Origin of the sequence: Nonomuraea sp. NPDC048826 (genome assembly GCF_043198225.1) — a bacterium.
Classification (GTDB): domain Bacteria; phylum Actinomycetota; class Actinomycetes; order Streptosporangiales; family Streptosporangiaceae; genus Nonomuraea.
Window position 1 is genome coordinate 422,596 of sequence record NZ_JBICUQ010000001.1, and the last position, 20,525, is coordinate 443,120.

The window sequence follows — 20,525 nt, forward strand, 5'->3', positions numbered from 1 at the left end:
GTTGGTCAGGGTGTTCACCGCCTACACCGCCGACCAGATCCGGGCCGCCGAGCACGCGCTGATGGCCACGCTTCCGGAGGGCACCCTCATGCTGCGCGCCGCGACCGGGCTGGCCGCCGTCTGCGCCGCCGCGCTTCCCCGGGTGTACGGGAGCCGCGTCGCGCTCCTCGTGGGCAGCGGCGACAACGGCGGCGACGCCCTGTACGCGGGCGCGGACCTCGCCCGGCGCGGCGCCGCGGTGACGGCGGTCCTGGCCGGCTCCCGCACCCACGAGGCGGGGCTGGCGGCCCTCCTGAGAGCCGGCGGCCGGGCCACGAGAGCGTCCGGGGGCGCGGGCGGCGTGCGCCGGGTCGTCGAGGGCGCGGATCTGATCGTGGACGGGCTGGTCGGGATCGGCGCGGCGGGGGCCCTCCGCGAGCCGTACGCCGGACTGGCCGAGATGGCCGGCGACGCCGCCGCGCCGGTCGTCGCCGTGGACGTCCCCAGCGGCGTGGACGCCTCCACCGGGCGGGTCGAGGGGGCCGCGGTCCGGGCCGCGGTGACGGTGACGATGGGCGCACGCAAGACCGGCCTGCTCGTCGACCCAGGGGCGGCTCGCGCGGGCCGGGTCGAGCTGATCGACATCGGGCTCGGCCCGTACCTGCCGGACCCGGACGTCACCGCGCTCACCCGCGCGTCGGCGCCCGGTCTGCTGCCGCGCCCCGGCGCCGAGTCCGACAAGTACCGCAGGGGTGTGGTCGGCATCGCCGCCGGCAGTGACCTCTACACCGGCGCCGCCGTGCTGGCCGTCGGCGGCGCGCTCAACGCGGGCGCGGGCATGGTCCGCTACGCCGGTCCCGCCGGGCCCGCCGGCCAGGTGCGGGCGCGCTGGCCCGAGGCCGTCGTCACCGTGCTGGACGAGCCCACCCTGGACGAGGTGGGCAGGGTTCAGGCGTGGGTGGTCGGCCCCGGGATCGGCACCGGGCCGTGGGCCCGCGAGCTGGTCCGCCGGGTGCTCGCCACCGACGTCCCGGTGCTGGTCGACGCCGATGGGCTGACGCTCGTGGCGCAGGATGCCGCGGTGCTCCGCCGTACCGCGCCGGTCCTGATCACCCCGCACGCGGGCGAGCTGGCGCGGCTGACCGGAGCCGCGCGCGCCGGCATCGAGGCGGCGCCGCTCCGGCACGCGCGCGCGGCGGCGGCCGAGCTGGGGGTGACCGTGCTGCTCAAGGGATCGACCACGGTCGTCGCCGAGGAGGGCGCGCCGGCCCGGGTGAACGTCACGGGGACGCCGTGGCTGGCCACCGGCGGCACCGGCGACGTGCTGTCCGGCATCGCGGGCTCGCTGCTCGCCCAGGGGCTCGGCGCCCGCGACGCCGGCTCGCTCGCGGCCTACCTGCACGGGCTCGCCGGCCGCCTCGCCGCCGACGGCGCCCCGCTCACGGCGGCGGGCGTCGCCGAGACCCTCCCCACCGCCATCAGAACCCTGTACGGCCGCGCGCCGGCATGAGGACGCCGCCCGGGTGCGGACGGTGCCGGGGTGGGGCGGTGAGCGGGGAAATCGCGCTCGGCCACGTCCGGGAGCTGCCAAACTAGAAGGATGAGCTCCCCGATGGCGACGCCCGCCGAGGCGCGGGTCGACCTGGCTGCGATCAGGCACAACGTGACGCTGCTGCGTGAGCGGGCCGGTGGGGCGGAGCTGATGGCCGCCGTCAAGGCCGACGCCTACGGGCACGGGCTGGTCCCGGCCTCCCGGGGCATGCTGGAGGCGGGGGTGAGCCGGCTCGGCACCGCGTTCGTGCGGGAGGCGCTCGACCTGCGGGCCGCCGGGGTGACCGCGCCGATCCTGGCCTGGCTCATCACGCCCGGCGAGCCGATCGGCGAGGCGATCGAGGCCGGCGTCGAGGTGTCGGCGTCCGACGAGCGGCTGCTCGGCGAGATCGCCGACGCGGCCCGGGCCACCGGCGTCACCGCGCGCGTCCACCTGGAGGCCGACACCGGCATGAGCAGGGGCGGGGCGCCGCTCGCCGCCTGGCCTGGCCTGCTGCGCAAGGCGCTGGAGCTGGGTGCGGAGGGCGCGGTGGAGGTCGTCGGCCTCTGGTCGCACTTCGCCTGCGCGGACATCCCGGGCCATCCGTCCGTCGAATCCCAGCTCGACACCTTCGAGGCCGCGCTCAAGCTGGCCGAGCAGGCGGGTGTGGCCGGTTCTCACGTGATCAGGCACCTCGCCAACTCGGCCGCCGTGATGACGCTGCCCAGGGCGCACTTCGACATGGTGCGCGCGGGCATCGCCGTCTACGGTCTGAGCCCGATCCCCGAGATGGGCGACTTCGGGCTCCGCCAGGCCATGACGCTCGTCGCGCGGATCGCCATGGTCAAGCGGGTGCCGGAGGGTTCGGGGGTGTCCTACGGGCACCTCTACGTGACCAGTGGGGAGACGACGCTCGCGCTGGTCCCGCTGGGTTACGCCGACGGGGTCCTGCGGCACGCCACCGACCGCGCGGAGGTGCTGGCCGGCGGCCGGCGCAGGCGGGTGGCCGGTCGTGTGTGCATGGACCAGTTCATGATCGACGTGGGTGACGACCCGTTGCGGGCAGGGGACGACGTCGTCCTGTTCGGACCGGGAGACCAGGGCGAGCCGACCGCTCAGGAGTGGGCGGATACGCTCGGCACGATCACGCATGAGATCGTGACGAGGATCGGATCACGCGTGCCGAGGGTGTACGAAGGATAGGGGACATGACGACGACAACACGCCGCAAGGTCGGGATCGCCGGCGCGCTCGTCGGTGCCGCGTCCGCGGGGATCGCGGCGGCCGCGATGGCCAAGCGTTACGCGGTCGGCCGCATCCGCCTCCGCCCCGATCTGGAGGCCGGCGAGCCCTTCGGCGAGCTGCGCGGCACGGAGCACACGTTCATCACCTCCGACGGCGTCGCCCTGCACGTCGACGTCGACGAGCCCGAGAACGCGGGCGAGGGGGCCGAGCCGCCGCTCACCGTCGTCCTGTGTCACGGCTACTGTCTGAGCCTCGAGTCCTGGCACTACCAGCGCAGGGCCCTGCGCGAGCAGCACCGCGTCGTGCTGTGGGACCAGCGCTCCCACGGCCGCTCCCAGCGCGCCGTCTCCGGCGACACCTCGATCGACCGGCTCGGCGACGACCTGGCCGAGGTGCTGGCCGCGTTCGTGCCGGGGCCGTGCGTGCTCGTCGGCCACTCCATGGGCGGCATGACGATCATGGCATTGGCCGACCGTCACCCCGAGCTGTTCGGCGACAAGGTGCGCGGCGTCGCCCTGATCGCCACCTCGGCGGGCAAGCTGGCCGAGCTGACGCTCGGGCTGCCCGCGCTGGTGTCCAAGGCGGTGCACAGGGTCGCCCCGACGACGGTCTCGATGCTCGGCCGCAGGGGCTCGTTCGTCGACCGCACCCGTCACGCGGGCAGCGACATCGCGTTCCTGCTGACCCGCTACATGGCCTTCGGCGACTCCAAGAACATCAGCCCCACCCTCGTCGACTTCGCCGAGTCCATGATCAGGGCGACCCCGACCGAGGTGGTCGCCGACTTCTACCCCGCGCTGATGAACCACGACAAGCTGTCCGCGCTGCACGTGCTCGACCCGGTGCCGACGGCCATCATGGTCGGCGACAAGGACTGGCTGACGCCTCCCGACCACAGCCGCGCCATGGCCGAGGCGCTGCCCAAGGCCCAGTTCACCGAGGTGTCCGACACCTCTCACCTGATCCAGCTCGAACGCCCCGACGCGGTGAACGACGCGCTGCGCGACCTGATCAAGCGGGTGGCCCTGTGAGGCTGCGCACCGTCGAGGAGACGCGGGCGTACGGTTCGCGCCTCGCCTCCCGCCTGCGCCCCGGCGACCTGCTGGTCCTGTCGGGCGCGCTCGGCGCCGGCAAGACCACGCTCGTGCAGGGCATCGCCGAGGGGCTCAAGGTGCGCGGCCCGATCACCTCGCCCACGTTCGTCATCGCCCGCGTGCACCCGTCGCTGCGCGGCGGCCCCGCGCTGGTCCACGTCGACGCCTACCGGCTCGGCGGCGACCTGGAGGTCGACGATCTCGATCTCGACGCCTCGCTGGAGGAGTCGGTGACCGTCGTCGAATGGGGCGAGGGCCTGGTCGAGGGGCTGTCGGACGACCGCCTGGAGATCCACATCGACCGTGAGTCCGGCGACGACGCCCGCGTCGTGACCCTGCGCGGCGTCGGCCCGCGGTGGGCCGACACGCCGCCTGACGCCTCACAAGAGTAAAACCCACGCCAACGCCGGGTCATCCTGTCACCCTTGACGTACCTTCGCCATGACGGAAAACATGATCATTGGTAAGGGTTGGCCCAGAAAATCTGGGTATTCAGGAGTTCGGTGTCCACGAAAACGGTGGATGCTAGTAAAAGAGCGGCGGAGTGGGGTGCGGCGGTGCTCAGGGTCAAGCGAGTCGCGTACGCGGGGGCCATCCTGATGATCGGGGTCATGGGCTGCGCCGCGGAGGCACAAACGCCGACGGGCAGTCCGACGCCCGCGGGCACGGGCAGCCCGACCGGCACGGCCGCCCCGACTGCGACGGCGACCACCACCGCCACGACGACGACCACGGCGACCGCCACGCCGACCGTCCCCTCCATCTCGGTCCAGCTCAACCCCGACCGCGTCACCGCCGGAGAGAGCTCCACCGTGTGGATCCTGGCCAACTGCCCGGCGCCGCAGGGCGGGCCCGCACACACCGGCACCGCCACCTCCCGGGCGTTCGTCAGCGGCGTCACGCTCAACCCGGCCCCGTCGGGCGGCACGCCCAGCCCGACCGGCAGCGCCGGCGGTGACTGGGTGCGCGGTCAGGCCCAGGTCTCCGGCACCGTCCGGCGCGGCTCGTACCGCGTGGACGTCAAGTGCGACGGCACCAACCACGCGGGCCGCGCCACCCTGCGCGTGGTCCGGCCCGAACCGCTGCCCAGCGACGTGCCCACCAGGGCGCCCAGGGCGGGCGGCGGCGGCACCTTCGGCCAGGACGTCGACGAGGGCTCGTCGATCCCGCTGGGCGGCGTGGGCGCGGCTCTCGGGCTCGCGCTGGCCGTGGGCATCGGCGTGGCGGTCAAGCGCCGCCGGTCGTAGGCCATGGCGAGTTCCGGACGGGTGGTGCTCGCGGGCGCCGTCACGGGTCTGCTGCTGGTCGCCTTCGGCCAGAGCTTCGGGCAGCCCGAGCAGGCCGCGGCCGCGGTCGTCCCCGAGAAGATCGACATCCCCTCGATCGACGTCGAGGCGCCGCTGATGAAGCTCGGGGTGAAGGACGGCGAGGTCGAGCTGCCGCCCTACGAGAAGCCCGGGATGGCCGGCTGGTACACCGGCAGCGTGGTGCCGGGCGAGAAGGGCGCCTCGGTGATCATCGGCCACGTCGACACGAAGACCGCGCCCGCCGTCTTCTACAAGCTCCGCCACGTGCGCAAGGGCTCGAAGGTGCGGGTCGAGCGGAGCGACGGCAAGGTCGTCACGTACAAGATCGACGCTGTCGAGCAGGTGCACAAGGACCGGTTCCCGTTCAGGAAGGTGTACGTCGAGGACGGGCTCAAGCTGGTGACCTGCGGCGGGACGTTCGACCGGGCAAAGGGCGAGTATCTCGACAACGTCATCGTGTACGCCTCGCCCGCCTGAAAACCGGTTGCCCCGCCGGGGATCATGGAAGGGTGAGCACAGTGCAGAACCCGCCCGCGACCGGCGTCCGCGTGCCCTGGCCCGACGTGCACCCGCGGGTGCGCGCCGCGGTCGAGGAGTTCCTCGGCGGTCACGTGATCGAGGCGGTCACCCAGGACGGCGGTTTCTCCCCGGCCGCGGCCGTGCGGCTGCGCACCGGCGGCGGGCGCCGCGCCTTCGTCAAGGCCGTGGGGCCGGAGCCGAACGCCGACGCCGTCCGCATCTACCGGGCCGAGGCCGCGATCGCCGCCGTGCTGCCCGCCACCGTGCCCGCCCCCAGGCTGCTCACCACGTTCGAGCTCGACGGCTGGGTGGCGCTGGTGTTCGAGGACATCGAGGGCCGCCATCCGGCGACGCCGTGGCGCCGCGACGAGCTCGACCGGGTGCTGGCCGCCGTGCGGCGGATGGGCGAGGAGCTCACGCCCGCGCCGATCGACGCGCCGACCGTCGAGGAGCGGTTCGGCGACGTGTTCCGCGGCTGGCGACAGCTGCTGGAGGAGGACACGGCCGGGCTCGACCCGTGGGCGCTGCGCCATCTCGCCGCGCTGGCCGAGCTGGAGTCCGGCTGGGCCGCGGCCGCCGCCGGTGACACGCTGCTCCACTCCGACCTGCGGGCCGACAACCTGCTCGTGTCCGGCGACCGGGTGTACGTCGTCGACTGGCCGTGGGCGTGCCGTGGCGCCGCCTGGTTCGACCTGGTGGCGATGCTGCCGTCCGTGGGGATGCAGGGCGGGCCGCCGCCGCACGAACTCCTGCCCGACCCGGACCCGGCCATCACGGCGGCCCTGGCGGGGGTGGCGGGGTTCTTCGTGGGGCAGGGTCGCCGGCCCGACCCGCCGGGGCTGCCCACCGTACGCGCGTTCCAGCGCGCTCAGGGCGTGGTGGCCCTGGAATGGCTCCGGCACCGCACGGGGTGGTCCTGACCCGGCCCACGGCCGGATCAGGGGCTGAGGCCGGGGTCGGGGCTGCGGTCGGGGGCTGAGGCCCGGGTCCGGTGCTTCCGGTACGGGCGCGATCGGGGGTGGGCCGCGGGTAGGCTAAACAGTCGTGCTGGTCCTGGCCTTTGACACCGCGACGCCCGCCGTCACCGCCGCTGTCCACGACGGTGAGCGGGTGCTCGCCGAATCCACGACGATCGACGCCCGGCGGCACGGCGAGCTGCTCGCGCCCACCGTCGAGCGCGTCCTGTCCGAGGCCGGGGTGCGGCTGCGCGACGTGACGGCCGTCGTCGCCGGCCGCGGCCCCGGGCCGTACACCGGCCTGCGCGTCGGGCTGATGACCGCGCAGGGGCTGGCGGCCACCCTCGGCGTGCCCGCCCACGGGATCTGCACGCTCGACGCGCTCGCGTACGGCAGCGGCCTGGACGAGCCGTTCCTGGCGGCGACCGACGCGCGGCGCAAGGAGGTCTTCTGGGCCCGCTACGCCGACCGGCGCACCCGGCTCGACGGCCCGTCCGTCGACAAGCCCGCCGACGTGCCCGTGGCGGGCCTGCCGGTGGTCGGCGCCGGTGCGGAGCTCTACCCCCAAGTCCTCGGCTGGGCCGCGGAGCCCGCCTACCCGTACGCCGGGTTCCTGGCCGCCCTGGCGGCCGAGCGCATCGCGGCGGGAGCGCCGCTCGACGAGGCCCGCCCGATCTACCTGCGCCGCCCCGACGCGGCGGTGCCCGGTGCGCCCAAGAAGGTGACGGCGTGAGACTCCGCCAGATGACCGAGGGCGACCTGCCGGAGGTCATGGCGATCGAGCGCGCCACGTTCCCGCTCGACGCGTGGAGCGAGGTCATGATGCGCGGCGAGCTGGCCGACCAGCCGCGCACCCGGCATTACGTGGTGGCCGAGGTCGACGGGGTGATCGTCGGCTACGCCGGGGTCGCGGTCGCCGCCGACCAGGCCGACGTGCAGACGATCGCGGTGCTGCAGGCCCATCGCGCGGCGGGCATCGGCGCCGCCATGCTCACCGAGCTGCTGGCCGAGGCGCGCCGGCGCGGGGCCCGCGAGATCTTCCTTGAGGTGCGGGAGGACAATCCGGTGGCGCGCGGCCTCTATGAGCGATTCGGGTTCGAGAGCATCGGCACCCGCCGCCGCTACTACGACGACGGCACCGACGCGATCATGATGAGAAGGAAGCTGGATGGCTGACGCACCCCTGGTCCTGGGCATCGAGACGTCCTGCGACGAGACCGGCATCGGCCTCGTCAGGGGCCACACGCTGCTGGCCAACACCATCGCCTCCAGCATGGACGAGCACGCCCGGTTCGGTGGCGTGGTGCCGGAGGTCGCCTCGCGCGCCCACCTGGAGGCCATGACGCCCACCGTGGACGCGGCGCTGGCCGCCGCCGGGCTGAAGCTCTCCGACGTCGACGCGGTGGCCGTCACCGCGGGGCCGGGGCTGGCCGGGGCGCTGCTGGTCGGCGTGGCCGCCGCCAAGTCCTACGCGCTGGGCCTGGGCGTCCCTCTCTACGGCGTCAACCACCTGGCCGCGCACGTCGCCGTCGACCAGCTCGAACACGGGCCGCTGCCCAAGCCGTGCATCGCCCTGCTGGTGTCCGGCGGCCATTCCTCACTGTTGCTGGTGCCCGACGTGGCGCAGGACGTGATCTCGCTCGGGTCCACCGTCGACGACGCGGCGGGGGAGGCGTTCGACAAGGTGGCGCGGGTGCTCGGGCTGCCGTTCCCCGGCGGCCCGTACATCGACAAGGCGGCCCGCGACGGCTCCGGCACGGCCGTGGCGTTCCCCCGGGGCAAGATCGACGACGGTACGCTCGACTTCTCCTTCTCCGGGCTCAAGACCGCCGTGGCCCGGTGGGTGGAGGCCCGCGAGGCCGCCGGCGAGCGCATCCACGTGCCCGACGTGGCCGCTTCCTTCCAGGAGGCGGTGGTCGACGTGCTGACCCGTAAGGCGTTGCAGGCCTGCCGGAAGTACGACGTGCACGATCTGCTGATCGGCGGCGGGGTGGCGGCCAACTCACGGCTGCGCGCGCTGGCCCAGGAGCGGTGCGAGGCGGCCGGCGTGCGGCTGCGGGTGCCCCGCCCGGGCCTGTGCACCGACAACGGCGCCATGGTCGCGGCCCTCGGCTCCGACCTGGTCGCGGCCGGGATCACGCCTTCGGCGCTGGACATCCCGGCCGACTCGTCGCTGCCCATCACGACCGTCCACGTGTAGCGCCGCGCTTCGCGATCGTCCACGTGGGGCGAGGAGGGCACGATCGCAGGGTGCGGTGGTGCGGTGTCGCCGCCCGGCGGGAGGTGGCCTGGCCGTGCCGTTCGCCGTAGGTGACCGGCGCTGCCGGTGATGAGCGTGCCTTCGGGCGCGGCCGGGCTCAGGCGATTTTCCGGACGTGCGACGCCTCGGCGGATAGCGGCGCGCCGTCTTGGTCGAGCGGGTGGAGCTCGGGAAGCTCCCGTCCTCGGTCGTCGACGAGGACGGAGTGTGGCTCGTCAGGGGCGAAGGCATGGCGCTCGCCCCATTGACGCAGGGCGACGACGGCCGTGAAGAGGTCCTGCCCCGCTTCGGTGAGCCGGTAGGTGTGCCGTCTGCCGTCCGCGGCGGCGCTCTTGTCAAGGATGCCGTGCTCGACGAGTTTGCGGAGCCGGTCGGTGAGGATGTTGCGGGCGATCCCCAGCCGCTGGTGGAACTCGGTGAAGGTCGTCGCCCCGTCCATCGCGTCGCGGATCATCAGCAGGCTCCACCGGTCGCCTATCAGGTCGACGGTCCGCGCGACCGGGCAGGCCGGGTCGGTCCAAGCGCCTCGTGCGGCGGGTGTGACGTCCACTGACTCCTCCGAAATGGGTTGCAATATGAAACCATTCTACCCGTACCCTAGATAGGTTGCATTTCGAAACCTATCGGAGGGTGATATGCCGTCAGGATCGGCCGGGAGGCAGCGGGCCGTGCTCGCGCTGGTGTGCGCGGCGGCGGTGTCGACCATCTACGGCATCCAGCCGGTCCTCGAGGCCGCGGGTGAGGACCTCGGGCTGGGGGAAGGAGCGCTGGGGTGGCTGGTCGCCGCCGGCCAGATCGGCTATCTCGCGGGGCTGGTGCTGCTGGTCCCGCTCGGCGACCTGTTCGACCGCCGCAGACTCATCACGGTGCACCTGCTGCTCACAGCAGCGGGCGCGGGGACGGCCGCCGTCGCGCCCGGCGGCGGCATCGTGATCGCGGGCCTGGCCCTGGCCGGACTGTTCGCCGTGGTCGTCCAGATCACGGTGGCCTACGTCGCCGCCGTCTCGCCGCCCGGCGAGCGCGGCCGCGACATCGGAGCCGTCACCTCGGGTGTGGTCCTCGGGATACTCGGAGTACGTGTGATCGCGGGCACCCTGGGCGAGCTGACCGGCTGGCGCACGGTCTACCTCGTGATCGCCGGGCTGTGCGCGGTGCTCGCGCTCGCCGCCCGATTCACCCTGGAGGCCGACGTCCGCCGCCCCCGAGCCCGGTACGGGCAGTTGCTGTCATCGCTGGGCCGTCTGGTCGTCGGCGACCGGCTCCTGCTCAGCCGGGGACTGGTCGCGTTCTTCCTGTTCGCCTCCTTCGGCACGCTGTGGAGCGGACTGGCGCTCCCGCTCGGCGACGAGCCGTGGCACTTCGGCACTACCGAGATCGGATGGTTCGGACTCGCCGGTCTCATCGGGGCGCAGGGCGCGGCCCGGGCCGGCCGATGGGCCGACCGGGGCCTGGCCCTCTCGGTCACCGGCTGGTCGCTGGTCCTGCTCACCGCCTCGTGGCTGCTGATCGCCCAAGCGCGGGCCTCGCTGTGGCTGTTGATCGTCGGCGTCATCGTCCTGGACTTCGCCGTGCAGGCCGTTCACGTCAGCAGCCAGCACCTGCTCACCACCGCCCGCCCCGACCGGAGCAGCACCGTCATCGGCGCCTACATGGCCTTCTACTCCCTCGGCTCGGCGCTCGGTGCGATCACCGCCACCTGGGCCTACAGCGCCGCGGGATGGCCGGGCGCCAGCCTGCTCGGCGCGGCCTACGCCGCACTCGGGCTCCTCGTGGCCACCTCGACCCGGCGGTTCGCCGCCCTGCCCCGGGTCACTCCTTGCCGCGGCTCGGCCGCAGCAGGGCCTCCGCCAGCGCCAGCATGGTCTCCTCCAGGGCGCCGAGGCGCTTGTTGAGGTCGGTGGTGGCGGGTTCGACGATGTCGGAGACGGTCTCGGCGAGCGTGTCGCGGTCGGGGCGGGAGCGGACGATCTCGGCGAGCGAGGCCGCCGCCTCGGTCAGCCGCTCGCCGTGGGTGTCGAGCAGCTCGCCGATGCCGAGGGCGGCGGGCAGGCCGTCGATGCGGCGGCCGACCGCCTCCAGGGTCTCCCCGGCCTGCTCGGCGCGGGTGTTGAGGCCGGTCAGGTGGGCGTCGAGGCCGTCGACCCGGTGGGCCAGGCGCTCCTCGGCCTCGGTCAGGCGCCCGTCGAGCGAGGTCAGGTGGCCGTCGATGCCGGTGAAGCGGTCTTCGTGACGGCCGGCGGCCTCGGTCAGGCGGCCGTCGACGGACTCCAGCCGCTCGTCCTGCGAGGTCAGCCGGTCCTCGACGGTGTCGAACCGGCCGATCTGCGCGATCAGCCGCTCGTCGACCGCGTCGAAGCGCTCTCCCTGCGCGGCGAGGCGCTCGTCGACGGCGTCGAACCGGCCGGTCTGGGCGGCGAGGCGGCCGTCGAGGGCGTCGAACCGGCCGCCGTGCGTGGTGAGGCGCTCGTCGAGCGTGTCGAACCTGCCGGTGTGGCCGATCAGCCGCTCGTCGACGGCGTCGAAGCGCTCCCCGTGCGCGGCGAGGCGCTCGTCGACGGTGTCGAGACGGCCGGTGAGGCGCTCGTCCAGCGTGTCGAGCCGGCCCGCGTGGCCGGCCAGGCGGGCGTCGAGCGTGTCGAACCTGCCGGTGTGCGCGGTCAGGTGCTTGTCGAACGCGTCGAAGCGGCCGGTGTGGGAGGTCACCCGGGCGTCCACGCCGCGCAGCCGGGCGTCGACGTCGGCCAGGCTCTCCTCGGCCGTCTCGAAGCGGGTGTCGAGCGCCATGAGCCGGCTCTCCACCCGGTCGACCCGGCCGTCGACGCCGTCGAAGCGGCCGGACAGGTTCTCGCCGATCTCCTCGACGCGGGTGCGCACCTCCAGGGTGGCGCCGGCGACCCGCTCGTCGAAGGTGTCGGACAGGTCGAGCACCACGCCCTCGACCCGGTCGGTGCGCGAGTTGAGCTCGGCCAGCGACTTGTCGAGCCGGGTGAACCGGGTGGCCGCCACCTCCATGCCCGCGCTCACCTGCGCCAGCTTGGCCGTGACGTCACCCATCCGCTTGGCCATGTCGTCGGTGAACTCGACCACGGTCTGCAGCCGGCCCAGCGTCTCCTCCACCCCCTGGCACACGGCGGTCACGTCGGCGCGCAGCTTGGGCAGCTCCATGACCGGGTGGACGCGCTTGCCGACCGACTCCACGGCCGAGTCGACGCCGCCGACCTGCTCGCCCACCGCGTCGACGTGGTCGCGCACCGCCTCGACGTGCTGGGCCAGGCCCTCGGCCCACATGGGGGGCTTGGCGGCGATGTCGTCGAGGCGGCCGCTGACGGTCGCCAGGGTGCCGCTGAGGCCGCCCAGCTCCCGCTCGCGCACCTCGCGCAAGAGCCACTCCATGCCTTCCAGCCGCTGCCGGATCTCGTCGAGCACGGCTCCCTGCGTGCGCTGCTCGTACACGTGATCCTGCGCGGCACGTGCCAGCAGCTCCCGCATCCGCTCCGAGATGGCGGTCTGGCCACCCGCTTGCAGCAGGGTGGTGTGGTTGGAATGGTCCACCGAAAGGCTCCTTCGCTGTCGACGGTCTGCCGCGTAGCGGTGGGATGGTCCGATTTGCAGATAAGAAGGAGAACGCGGCTCACCGCAATAGGGGGGAGAACTCCCGCCCGCTCACCTTAGCCTCTCGATCAAGGTCCGTCAGGGGCGAAGAAAAACATCGCGCTTATCGGTGAATCGCCCTGGTTTGTCATTCATGCAGGTGGGCTGGGGTCGCAGATCAGGACAGTGGGCTTATCGGATACCCGGGTCAGAATGACCACAGCGGTTTTGTCGCCAGATAGTCTGAGGTCTCCCCGCAAACGTTCTATGTCGACCGCCGAACCGCGTTTCTTGATGACGGCGTTGCCCACGCCCCGCTCCCTGAGCGCGGCCCGCAGCCGCTTCAGCGAGAAAGGCAGCACCTGCCGCACCTCGTAGCGGGCGGCCCAGGGGGTGTCGACCGGTTCGTCGCCCGAGATGTAGGCGATCATCGGGTCGGGCAGCCATCCGCCCACCAGCTCGGCCACCTCGCCGACGAGGTGCGCCCTGACGGCCGCCCCGTCGGGCTCGTACACGTACCGTCCGGCCGGACCGGTGGCCGCCCGCACGCCGGTGGCGGTGAGCGTGTGCCCTCCCGGCAGCAGCGTGGCGCGCCGCGCCGTCCCCGGCGCGCGGCCGGTCCACAGCGTCGCCTCCTTCACCTCGCCCTTGTACGAGACCCACTCGGCCTCGGCGTCGTCCGGGATGAACTCGTACGGGATGCCCGGCGCGACCTTCACGCAGCCCGCCCGCGCCCGGCCCAGCAGGTCGAGCACCACCGGCCAGGGCGGGGAGTAGGCCAGCGGGTCGAACGTCCGGCCCCGGGTGGTGCGCCTGGCGGGGTCGGCGAAGAGCACGTCGTACGCCTCCGGCCGGACCTCGGCCGCGTCGCCCACCCGTACGGTCACCAGGTCGGCCACCCCGAGCGCCTCGGCGTTGGCCGTGGCCACGGCGACCGAGAGCGGGTCGGTGTCGACGGCGTCCACCGCGCACCCGGCCCGGGCCAGGGCCAGCAGGTCGCCTCCGATGCCGCAGCAGGCGTCGGCCACGCGCAGCCCGGGGGCGGCGCCCAGGCGGCGCGCTCGGTGCGCGGCGACCTCGGCCCGGGTCGCCTGCTCCAGGCCGTGGGGCGTGAAGAACATCCGCGCGGCGTCGGCGCCGAACTTGGCCCTGGCCCGCTCGCGCAGCCGGGCCTGGGTGAGGGCGGCCGAGGTGAGCGCGGCGTCGTGGCTCTTGCGCATGCGGGTCGCAACGGCGACGGGGTCGGCGTCGGCGAGCGCCTCCGCCTCGGCGAGCGCCGCCCGGCCTCGCGGGGTCAGCAGCGCGGTGAAGGCGTCGAGATCCACGACATCCGACGGTATCGCCCGTACGGGACCGTCCCGGGTCAGCGTGTCGGCCCGGGGGCGGCGTCCGCGGCCGTAAGCTGGGACCCCAGGCGCCTCCGACGCGGGGGCGACCTCGCTCGCGATCGCTCTGAGCAGACGCGTTCGTGTTGACTGTCAAGCCCCTCTTGCATATGTTTCCTGTTGGCACTCTCCCCTTGAGAGTGCCAACGTGCGACGAGGCAGGTCTGGCACCCGCGACGGCAGGCCCAGCTGGTCGCCTCTTCTAATCAGTCAAATCTGAAGGGGAGGTCCGATCGTGACGACCGCCACCAAGGTTCCCGTTAAGCCGCTCGGCGACCGCATCGTGGTGCAGCCGCTTGAGGCAGAGCAGACCACCGCTTCCGGCCTGGTCATTCCCGACACCGCCAAGGAGAAGCCGCAGGAGGGCAAGGTCCTCGCGGTGGGCCCGGGCAACTGGGACGAGGACGGCGAGAAGCGGATTCCGCTCGACGTGAGCGAGGGCGACATCGTCCTCTACAGCAAGTACGGCGGCACCGAGGTCAAGTACGGCGGCGAGGAGTACCTCGTGCTCTCCGCCCGCGACGTTCTCGCGATCATCGAGAAGTAAGCCGGATGTGTCGGGCCCCGGGCGCCTAGCAGGGCACCCGGGGCCTTCGACGCCAGGAGAGGACTTTCAGCAAAATGGCGAAGATCCTGGAATTCGACGAGGACGCCCGTCGCGCGCTCGAGCGCGGCGTCAACGCCCTCGCGGACGCCGTGAAGGTAACCCTCGGCCCCCGCGGCCGCAACGTCGTCATCGACAAGAAGTTCGGTGCCCCGACGATCACGAACGACGGCGTCACCATCGCTCGCGAGGTCGAGCTGGATGACCGCTACGAGAACCTCGGCGCCCAGCTCGCCAAGGAAGTGGCCACCAAGACCAACGACATCGCGGGTGACGGCACCACCACCGCGACCGTCCTGGCCCAGGCCATGGTCCGCGAGGGCCTGCGCAACGTGGCGGCCGGCGCCTCGCCGCTGTCGCTCAAGCGCGGCATCGACCGGGCCGCCAAGGAGGTCAGCGACAAGCTGCTCGCCTCCGCCCGGCCGGTCGAGGACAAGAAGGAGATCGCCAACGTGGCGACGATCTCCGCCCAGGACGCCAAGATCGGCGAGCTGATCGCCGAGGCGTTCGACAAGGTCGGCAAGGACGGCGTGCTGACCGTCGAAGAGTCCAACGCCATGGGCATGGACCTGGAGTTCACCGAGGGTCTCCAGTTCGACAAGGGCTACCTGTCGGCCTACATGGTCACCGACACCGAGCGCATGGAGGCCGTCCTGGAGGACGCCTACATCCTGCTCACCCAGGGCAAGATCTCCTCCATCGCGGACTTCCTGCCGCTGCTGGAGCAGGTCGCGCAGACCAAGAAGCCGCTGCTCGTGGTCGCCGAGGACGTCGAGGGCGAGGCCCTGGCCGTCCTGGTCACCAACAAGATCCGCGGCACCTTCACCTCCGTCGCCGTCAAGGCCCCCGGCTTCGGCGACCGCCGCAAGGCGATGCTGCAGGACATGGCCATCCTCACCGGCGGCCAGGTCGTCAGCGAGGAGATCGGCCTCAAGCTGGAGAACGTCGGCCTGGAGGTGCTCGGCACCGCCCGTCGCGTGGTGATCGACAAGGACAACACCACGATCGTCGACGGCGCCGGTGACGCCGCCGCCATCGAGGACCGCGTCAAGGAGATCAAGCTCGCGATCGAGCAGTCCGACTCCGACTGGGACCGCGAGAAGCTCCAGGAGCGCCTGGCCAAGCTGGCCGGCGGTGTGTGCGTGCTGCGCGTCGGCGCCGCCACCGAGGTGGAGCTCAAGGAGAAGAAGCACCGCCTGGAGGACGCGATCTCCGCGACCCGCGCCGCCATCGAGGAGGGCATCGTCTCCGGCGGCGGCTCGGCGCTGATCCACGTCTCCAAGGAGATCGACGACCTCGGCCTGTCGGGCGACGAGGCGACCGGCGTCAACATCGTGCGCCGCGCCCTGGTCGAGCCGACCCGCTGGATCGCCGAGAACGCCGGTCTCGAGGGCTACGTCGTCACGCACAAGGTGTCGGAGCTGTCGGCCGGCAACGGCCTCAACGCCGCCACCGGCGAGTACGGCGACCTGATCGCCCAGGGCGTCATCGACCCGGTCAAGGTCACCCGTTCGGCCGTGCAGAACGCGGCGTCGATCGCGGGCATGCTGCTCACGACCGAGGCGCTTGTCGTCGACAAGCCCGAGGAGGAGGCCCCGGCCGCCGGCCAGGGTCACGGTCACGGCCACGGCCACTGATCCCCCTTCCGGCTCCTCACGGCCCGCACCGGTTCCGGTGCGGGCCGTCGCCGTTTTCGGACCTCGGCTCCGGGCGCATTCGCATCGCACCTTCTTTCGAATGGCTAGTGGTATGTCATGTTGCGTGCGACGCATCTTGATGGAGAATGTCGGATAAATTGGGTAAACCATCTGCCGGTGCTATGCGTCTCCGTCTGACAAATGTCGTGCATAGCGGGTTATTCGATGAAATATCGCGTCACACTCAAAGGCTTAGTGTGATCAAGTGATTACCGAGAGTTATCGTCGCGTCAATGTGACCAATCCGTAGCCGTTCGCCATGACGACAGGCCGGATCAACGCGGGCATCATGCCTATCGTGAGCGAGGGAAGCGTCGCCGACGCCAAAATTGGGGTAAGGCTCGCGTCGAGACTTCCGGCACGGACGGATGACTCCGACCTAAGAGAACTGACGAGCCTCGCCGTGCAGGGTGATCGCAGTGCGATCGAATCCTTGCTCGGCGAGTTGCGTCCGATGGTGGTGCGCTATTGCCGCGCCAGGCTGGGCAGGGTGTCAGGGCAATATCACATCGCCGATGACGTGGCTCAGGAAGTGTGCATCGCGGTCCTGTCCGCGCTGCCGCGATACCGCGACATGGGGCGGCCGTTCGCGTCGTTCGTGTTCGGCATCGCCTCGCACAAGGTGGCCGACGCGCTGCGCAGCTCCGTGCGCTCGGCCGTGCCGACGCAGGACCTGCCCGACGGGCCCGACGACGGGCCGGGGCCGGAGGAGACCGTCGTCCGCTACATCGAGGTCGAGCACGCCCGCCGGCTGCTCGCGCGGCTGCCGCAGAACCAACGTGAGCTGCTGCTGTTGCGGGTGGTGTCTGGGCTGTCGGCCGAGGAGACCGGTAATGTACTCGGCATGTCACCAGGCGCCGTACGCGTCGCCCAGCACCGGGCGCTCGCCAGGCTGAGGCAGATGGCCGAGCTGGAGTCCGCTTGACGCCAGAGGAAGAGAGCGACGCGCTGCTGGACGCGCTCGCCGCCGGAGAGCCGCCCGACCGCGACGACCCCGCCGCGCGGGTGCTCGCCATCCTCGTCGGCGAGGTCCTCGATCAGCGGCGTTCCTCGGTGTCGATGACACCGTCGACGTAACCTCTGGCGTACTCCCAGGTGACGTAGTCGGCCGGGTCAGGGTGGAAGGCGGGCTCGTGCACCTGGGGCCGGCCCTGCTCGATCATCTGGCGCAGGTTGCCGCGCAGCAGATCCCAGTCGAAGAAGTGCTGCTCGCCGCACTCCGGGCAGTCGAGCACCAGCCCCAGCACCCCCTGCGGCTCCAGCAGGGAGCGGAAGACCTCCACGTCGGCCAGGTCGGTGATCGCCTCGTCGCGCTCCTCGGCGGTCAGCGGCTCGGCGTCGTCGAGCCGGCCCATCGCGGACGACGGGTCGTTGGGATCATCCGCGAACGGGTCGCGGGGCACGTCTTCCGGCACCTTCCCACCATATGACCGAGGCGGCGGCTGCGGTGGTCATTGACCCAGCCATCCGCGCCGGGCCGCCTCCACACCCGCCTGGAAGCGTGACTGCGCGCCCAGCTCCGCCATGGCCTCGGCGAACCTCGCGCGCACCGTACGGACCGACACGCCGAGCTGGCGCGCGATCGTCTCGTCGGACAGGCCCTGCGCGGCCAGGCGGACCACCTGGACCGTGGCGTCGCCCCTGCGGCCCCACGGCAGCGGGACCGCCCGGCTCCACAGCTCCTCGAAGAGCGAGGTCAGCATGCCGACCACGATCGGGGTGCGGAGCAGGTAGAAGTTGTACGCGAGCTCGGGCAGGTTGCCGCCCCAGCGGGCGGGCAGGCCGGCCGCCTCCGGCCCGGCCGTCATGAACCAGCTCGGCACCCGGTCCAGCGTGCGCATGCTGCCCCCGGCCTCGATCACGCGCGTCATCGCGTCGCGTACCCCCGGCAGCGGCAGCACCCCGACCGGCACGATGGCGCGCACCTCCATCAGGCCGCGCTCCTGAGCGTCGATCCACAGGTCGGCGAACTTGCGGGCGAAGTCGGTCATCGTGCGCCCGTCGGGGATCGCGACCAGCAAGGTGAGCGGCGGCGCCTGCACCGCCATGCCCATGACGCTCTCGTACAGCACGTCGGCTCCGCTGACCAGCTCGACGGGGAACGGGCCGCTGCGGTAGTCGCGCCCCATGTCGTAGTCGCGGATCAGGGTGCGGATGGAGCCCAGCGCGCTGTCGATCCTGCGGCTCTCCTCGGCCAGCCGGTCGAGCCGCTGCGCCACCAGCCGGCCCAGCGCGGCCGCGGGATGCCGGGCGAGATACTCGCCCGACTGCTCGTCGACCACCCCCAGCCTGACCAGGTCGTCGAGCTGGCTGCCCACCGTGTCGACGGGGCCGTTCATGGCCTCGGCCAGCTGACTGCGGGTGGCGCGGTGCAGGCGCAGGATCGCCGTGTAGAGGGCCCTCTGGGTGGGATCCAGACCCAGCGTTTCGAGCGGATCGGCCAGACTCTGCTGCTCGTTGCGCATCGTGGCGGGCTCCGTTGGGGGATACGGCGTGCCGTGAGGATAACCCGGCATGGCGCCCTTGTCCGCCGGTTGTGCCGGAGGCGGTGCAACTTCGTGCAATTGCACGTTTTCACGTTGCGGTATGCCGAAGAGTGACGCAGGCTTAACAGAGCGTCGGTGCTCCTTGTGCGGCCGGAGCAGTGCCAGCCATCAGGACGCGGAGGGGGGTTCGGTGGCAGGGCGCGCGCTCTCCGACCCGGGTGCCGGTGGCCGGAGGGTGGGCGGTGACACCGACCGTCCGCCCTCCGGCTCTTTCGATGCCGGGAGTACGACGAACCGTGGGGGTCCTCGTCCTCCCGGCATCCGTGCGTTTTGCAGTCACCCTCTAGACTTGGCCTAATCAGGCGAGGCAGGGGAGGGGCCGCGGCATGTCCAAGTTCACGCAGACGGGTCTGACATTCGACGACGTGCTGTTGGTTCCGGCGTACTCGGATCTCCAGCCGGGCGAGGCCGAGACCGCGACCCGGCTCTCGCGCGGCATCACGCTCAACATCCCGCTGGTCTCCGCCGCCATGGACACCGTGACCGAGGCGCGCATGGCCGTCGCCATGGCCCGCCAGGGCGGCATCGGCATCCTGCACCGCAACCTGTCCGTCGAGGAGCAGGCCCAGCAGGCCGACCTGGTCAAACGGTCCGAGGCCGGCATGGTCACCAACCCCGTGACGTGCAACCCCGACGACACGCTCGCCGACGTCGAGCGGCTGTGCGCCACCTACCGCATCTCCGGGGTGCCGGTCACCGACACGACGGGCATCCTCGTCGGCATCGTGACCAACCGCGACATGCGCTTCGAGACCGACCACGCGCGCCCCGTCCGCGAGGTCATGACGAAGATGCCGCTGGTGACCGCCCCGGTCGGGGTGTCCCGTGACGAGGCCTTCAGCCTGCTGCGGCGCAACAAGATCGAGAAGCTTCCCCTGGTCGACCCCGACGGCAGGCTGCGCGGCCTCATCACGGTCAAGGACTTCACCAAGAGCGAGCAGTACCCCCTGGCCACCAAGGACTCCGACGGCCGGCTGGTGGTCGGCGCCGCCGTGGGCGTCGGCGGTGACGCCGAGCTGCGGGCCAAGGCGCTGATCGAGGCCGGGGTCGACGTCGTCGTGGTGGACGTCGCCCACGGCCACTCCAAGGGCCTGGCCGACATGATCGCCAAGATCAAGGCCAACGCCAAGGTCGACGTCATCGGCGGCAACATCGCCACCAGGGCCGGTGCCCAGATGCTGGTCGACGCCGGCGCCGACGCGGTCAAGGTGGGCGTGGGCCCCGGCTCCATCTGCACCACCCGGGTGGTCGCCGGCGTGGGCGCGCCGCAGATCACCGCCATCCACCAGGCGTCGCTCGCCTGCGCCCCGGCGGGCGTGCCGGTCATCGGCGACGGCGGGCTGCAATACTCCGGCGACATCGCCAAGGCCATCGCGGCCGGCGCCGACTCGGTCATGCTCGGCTCGCTGCTGGCCGGATGCGAGGAGTCGCCGGGCGAGCTGATCTTCATCAACGGCAAGCAGTTCAAGTCCTACCGCGGCATGGGCTCGCTCGGCGCGGTGCGCAACCGCGAGCGCGGCGGCACCTCGTTCAGCAAGGACCGTTACGCCCAGGCCGAGGTCGGCGGCGAGGACAAGTACATCCCCGAGGGCATCGAGGGTCAGGTGCCCTACCGCGGGCCGGTCGCCGCCGTCGCCCACCAGCTCGTCGGCGGGCTGCGCCAGGGCATGTGGTACGCGGGCTGCCGCACCATCGAGCAGATGCACACCAGCTGCGAGCTGATGCCCATCACCGCGGCGGGCCTCAAGGAGAGCCACCCCCACGACATCCAGATGACCGTGGAAGCTCCTAACTATCACAGAAGGTAATCA

General features: G+C 72.2%; 21 protein-coding genes. 16 read left to right on the plus strand and 5 right to left on the minus strand.

Annotation, left to right across the window (positions count from 1 at the left end; translation table 11 throughout):
- The first annotated feature begins 10 nt into the window (after positions 1 to 10).
- The 10 genes from ACGFI7_RS02320 (at position 11) to tsaD (ending at position 8,831) form a co-directional block, all read left to right on the plus strand.
- On the plus strand, positions 11 to 1,489 hold the full coding sequence (locus tag ACGFI7_RS02320) for an NAD(P)H-hydrate dehydratase (protein WP_393398149.1): 1,479 nt from the start codon (positions 11 to 13) through the stop codon (positions 1,487 to 1,489).
- A 102-nt stretch (positions 1,490 to 1,591) separates the two neighbouring features.
- On the plus strand, positions 1,592 to 2,713 hold the full coding sequence (gene alr, locus ACGFI7_RS02325) for an alanine racemase (RefSeq protein ID WP_393399582.1): 1,122 nt from the start codon (positions 1,592 to 1,594) through the stop codon (positions 2,711 to 2,713).
- 5 nt (positions 2,714 to 2,718) lie between these two features.
- The gene (locus ACGFI7_RS02330; protein WP_393398151.1) at positions 2,719 to 3,786 is read left to right on the plus strand and encodes an alpha/beta fold hydrolase; all 1,068 of its coding nucleotides are present in this window, start codon (positions 2,719 to 2,721) and stop codon (positions 3,784 to 3,786) included.
- Positions 3,783 to 4,241 carry a tRNA (adenosine(37)-N6)-threonylcarbamoyltransferase complex ATPase subunit type 1 TsaE gene (gene tsaE, locus ACGFI7_RS02335; RefSeq protein WP_393398153.1) on the plus strand — a complete coding sequence of 153 codons (459 nt, stop codon included), beginning with the start codon at positions 3,783 to 3,785 and terminating at the stop codon, positions 4,239 to 4,241. The genes ACGFI7_RS02330 and tsaE overlap by 4 nt, the downstream gene beginning before the upstream one ends.
- Before the next feature lie 111 nt (positions 4,242 to 4,352).
- Positions 4,353 to 5,096 carry a hypothetical protein gene (locus ACGFI7_RS02340; RefSeq protein WP_393398155.1) on the plus strand — a complete coding sequence of 248 codons (744 nt, stop codon included), beginning with the start codon at positions 4,353 to 4,355 and terminating at the stop codon, positions 5,094 to 5,096.
- 3 nt (positions 5,097 to 5,099) lie between these two features.
- Positions 5,100 to 5,633 (plus strand): class F sortase, encoded by a 534-nt coding sequence (locus ACGFI7_RS02345; protein ID WP_393398157.1) that lies wholly within the window; start codon positions 5,100 to 5,102, stop codon positions 5,631 to 5,633.
- 32 nt (positions 5,634 to 5,665) lie between these two features.
- Positions 5,666 to 6,595: a phosphotransferase family protein gene (locus ACGFI7_RS02350; RefSeq protein ID WP_393398159.1), complete on the plus strand. Its 930-nt coding sequence runs from the start codon at positions 5,666 to 5,668 to the stop codon at positions 6,593 to 6,595.
- Positions 6,596 to 6,719: 124 nt separating this feature from the next.
- The gene (tsaB, locus tag ACGFI7_RS02355) at positions 6,720 to 7,364 is read left to right on the plus strand and encodes a tRNA (adenosine(37)-N6)-threonylcarbamoyltransferase complex dimerization subunit type 1 TsaB (RefSeq protein WP_393398161.1); all 645 of its coding nucleotides are present in this window, start codon (positions 6,720 to 6,722) and stop codon (positions 7,362 to 7,364) included.
- An 11-nt stretch (positions 7,365 to 7,375) separates the two neighbouring features.
- Positions 7,376 to 7,807, plus strand: a complete 432-nt coding sequence (gene rimI, locus ACGFI7_RS02360; protein ID WP_393399584.1) for a ribosomal protein S18-alanine N-acetyltransferase — start codon at positions 7,376 to 7,378, stop codon at positions 7,805 to 7,807.
- Complete coding sequence (tsaD, locus tag ACGFI7_RS02365; RefSeq protein ID WP_393398163.1) at positions 7,800 to 8,831, plus strand: tRNA (adenosine(37)-N6)-threonylcarbamoyltransferase complex transferase subunit TsaD; 1,032 nt, start codon at positions 7,800 to 7,802, stop codon at positions 8,829 to 8,831. The genes rimI and tsaD overlap by 8 nt, the downstream gene beginning before the upstream one ends.
- A gap of 157 nt (positions 8,832 to 8,988) precedes the next feature.
- Here the strand turns inward: tsaD and ACGFI7_RS02370 are convergent, their stop codons facing one another.
- Positions 8,989 to 9,441 (minus strand): winged helix-turn-helix transcriptional regulator, encoded by a 453-nt coding sequence (locus tag ACGFI7_RS02370; RefSeq protein WP_393398165.1) that lies wholly within the window; start codon positions 9,439 to 9,441, stop codon positions 8,989 to 8,991.
- An 85-nt stretch (positions 9,442 to 9,526) separates the two neighbouring features.
- Here ACGFI7_RS02370 and ACGFI7_RS02375 point away from each other — a divergent pair, with 85 nt between their 5' ends.
- A complete protein-coding gene (locus ACGFI7_RS02375; protein ID WP_393398167.1) occupies positions 9,527 to 10,783 on the plus strand; it encodes an MFS transporter in 1,257 nt (418 codons plus the stop codon).
- Here the strand turns inward: ACGFI7_RS02375 and ACGFI7_RS02380 are convergent.
- The gene (locus ACGFI7_RS02380) at positions 10,701 to 12,443 is read right to left on the minus strand and encodes a hypothetical protein (protein WP_393398169.1); all 1,743 of its coding nucleotides are present in this window, start codon (positions 12,441 to 12,443) and stop codon (positions 10,701 to 10,703) included. The two genes, ACGFI7_RS02375 and ACGFI7_RS02380, sit on opposite strands and share 83 nt — an antisense overlap.
- 191 nt (positions 12,444 to 12,634) lie before the next feature.
- Positions 12,635 to 13,807 (minus strand): methyltransferase domain-containing protein, encoded by a 1,173-nt coding sequence (locus ACGFI7_RS02385; RefSeq protein WP_393398171.1) that lies wholly within the window; start codon positions 13,805 to 13,807, stop codon positions 12,635 to 12,637.
- A 292-nt stretch (positions 13,808 to 14,099) separates the two neighbouring features.
- Here ACGFI7_RS02385 and groES point away from each other — a divergent pair, with 292 nt between their 5' ends.
- From groES to ACGFI7_RS02405, 4 genes are all read left to right on the plus strand, one after another.
- Entirely contained in the window at positions 14,100 to 14,414 is a 315-nt protein-coding gene (gene groES, locus ACGFI7_RS02390; RefSeq protein WP_219545199.1) for a co-chaperone GroES, read from the plus strand.
- A 74-nt stretch (positions 14,415 to 14,488) separates the two neighbouring features.
- Entirely contained in the window at positions 14,489 to 16,108 is a 1,620-nt protein-coding gene (groL, locus tag ACGFI7_RS02395; RefSeq protein ID WP_393398173.1) for a chaperonin GroEL, read from the plus strand.
- 349 nt (positions 16,109 to 16,457) lie between these two features.
- A complete protein-coding gene (locus ACGFI7_RS02400) occupies positions 16,458 to 17,093 on the plus strand; it encodes a sigma-70 family RNA polymerase sigma factor (RefSeq protein ID WP_364030897.1) in 636 nt (211 codons plus the stop codon).
- Positions 17,090 to 17,245: a hypothetical protein gene (locus tag ACGFI7_RS02405; protein WP_393398175.1), complete on the plus strand. Its 156-nt coding sequence runs from the start codon at positions 17,090 to 17,092 to the stop codon at positions 17,243 to 17,245. The genes ACGFI7_RS02400 and ACGFI7_RS02405 overlap by 4 nt, the downstream gene beginning before the upstream one ends.
- Here the strand turns inward: ACGFI7_RS02405 and ACGFI7_RS02410 are convergent.
- Together ACGFI7_RS02410 and ACGFI7_RS02415 are read right to left on the minus strand one after the other, a co-directional pair.
- Positions 17,206 to 17,583 (minus strand): DUF5319 domain-containing protein, encoded by a 378-nt coding sequence (locus ACGFI7_RS02410; RefSeq protein ID WP_393398177.1) that lies wholly within the window; start codon positions 17,581 to 17,583, stop codon positions 17,206 to 17,208. The genes ACGFI7_RS02405 and ACGFI7_RS02410 overlap by 40 nt on opposite strands.
- A gap of 36 nt (positions 17,584 to 17,619) precedes the next feature.
- Positions 17,620 to 18,633 (minus strand): helix-turn-helix domain-containing protein, encoded by a 1,014-nt coding sequence (locus ACGFI7_RS02415; protein ID WP_393398179.1) that lies wholly within the window; start codon positions 18,631 to 18,633, stop codon positions 17,620 to 17,622.
- Positions 18,634 to 19,040: 407 nt separating this feature from the next.
- On the opposite strand from ACGFI7_RS02415, the gene guaB reads away from it, so the two are divergent.
- The gene (gene guaB / locus ACGFI7_RS02420) at positions 19,041 to 20,522 is read left to right on the plus strand and encodes an IMP dehydrogenase (RefSeq protein ID WP_393398181.1); all 1,482 of its coding nucleotides are present in this window, start codon (positions 19,041 to 19,043) and stop codon (positions 20,520 to 20,522) included.
- Positions 20,523 to 20,525: the final 3 nt, after the last annotated feature.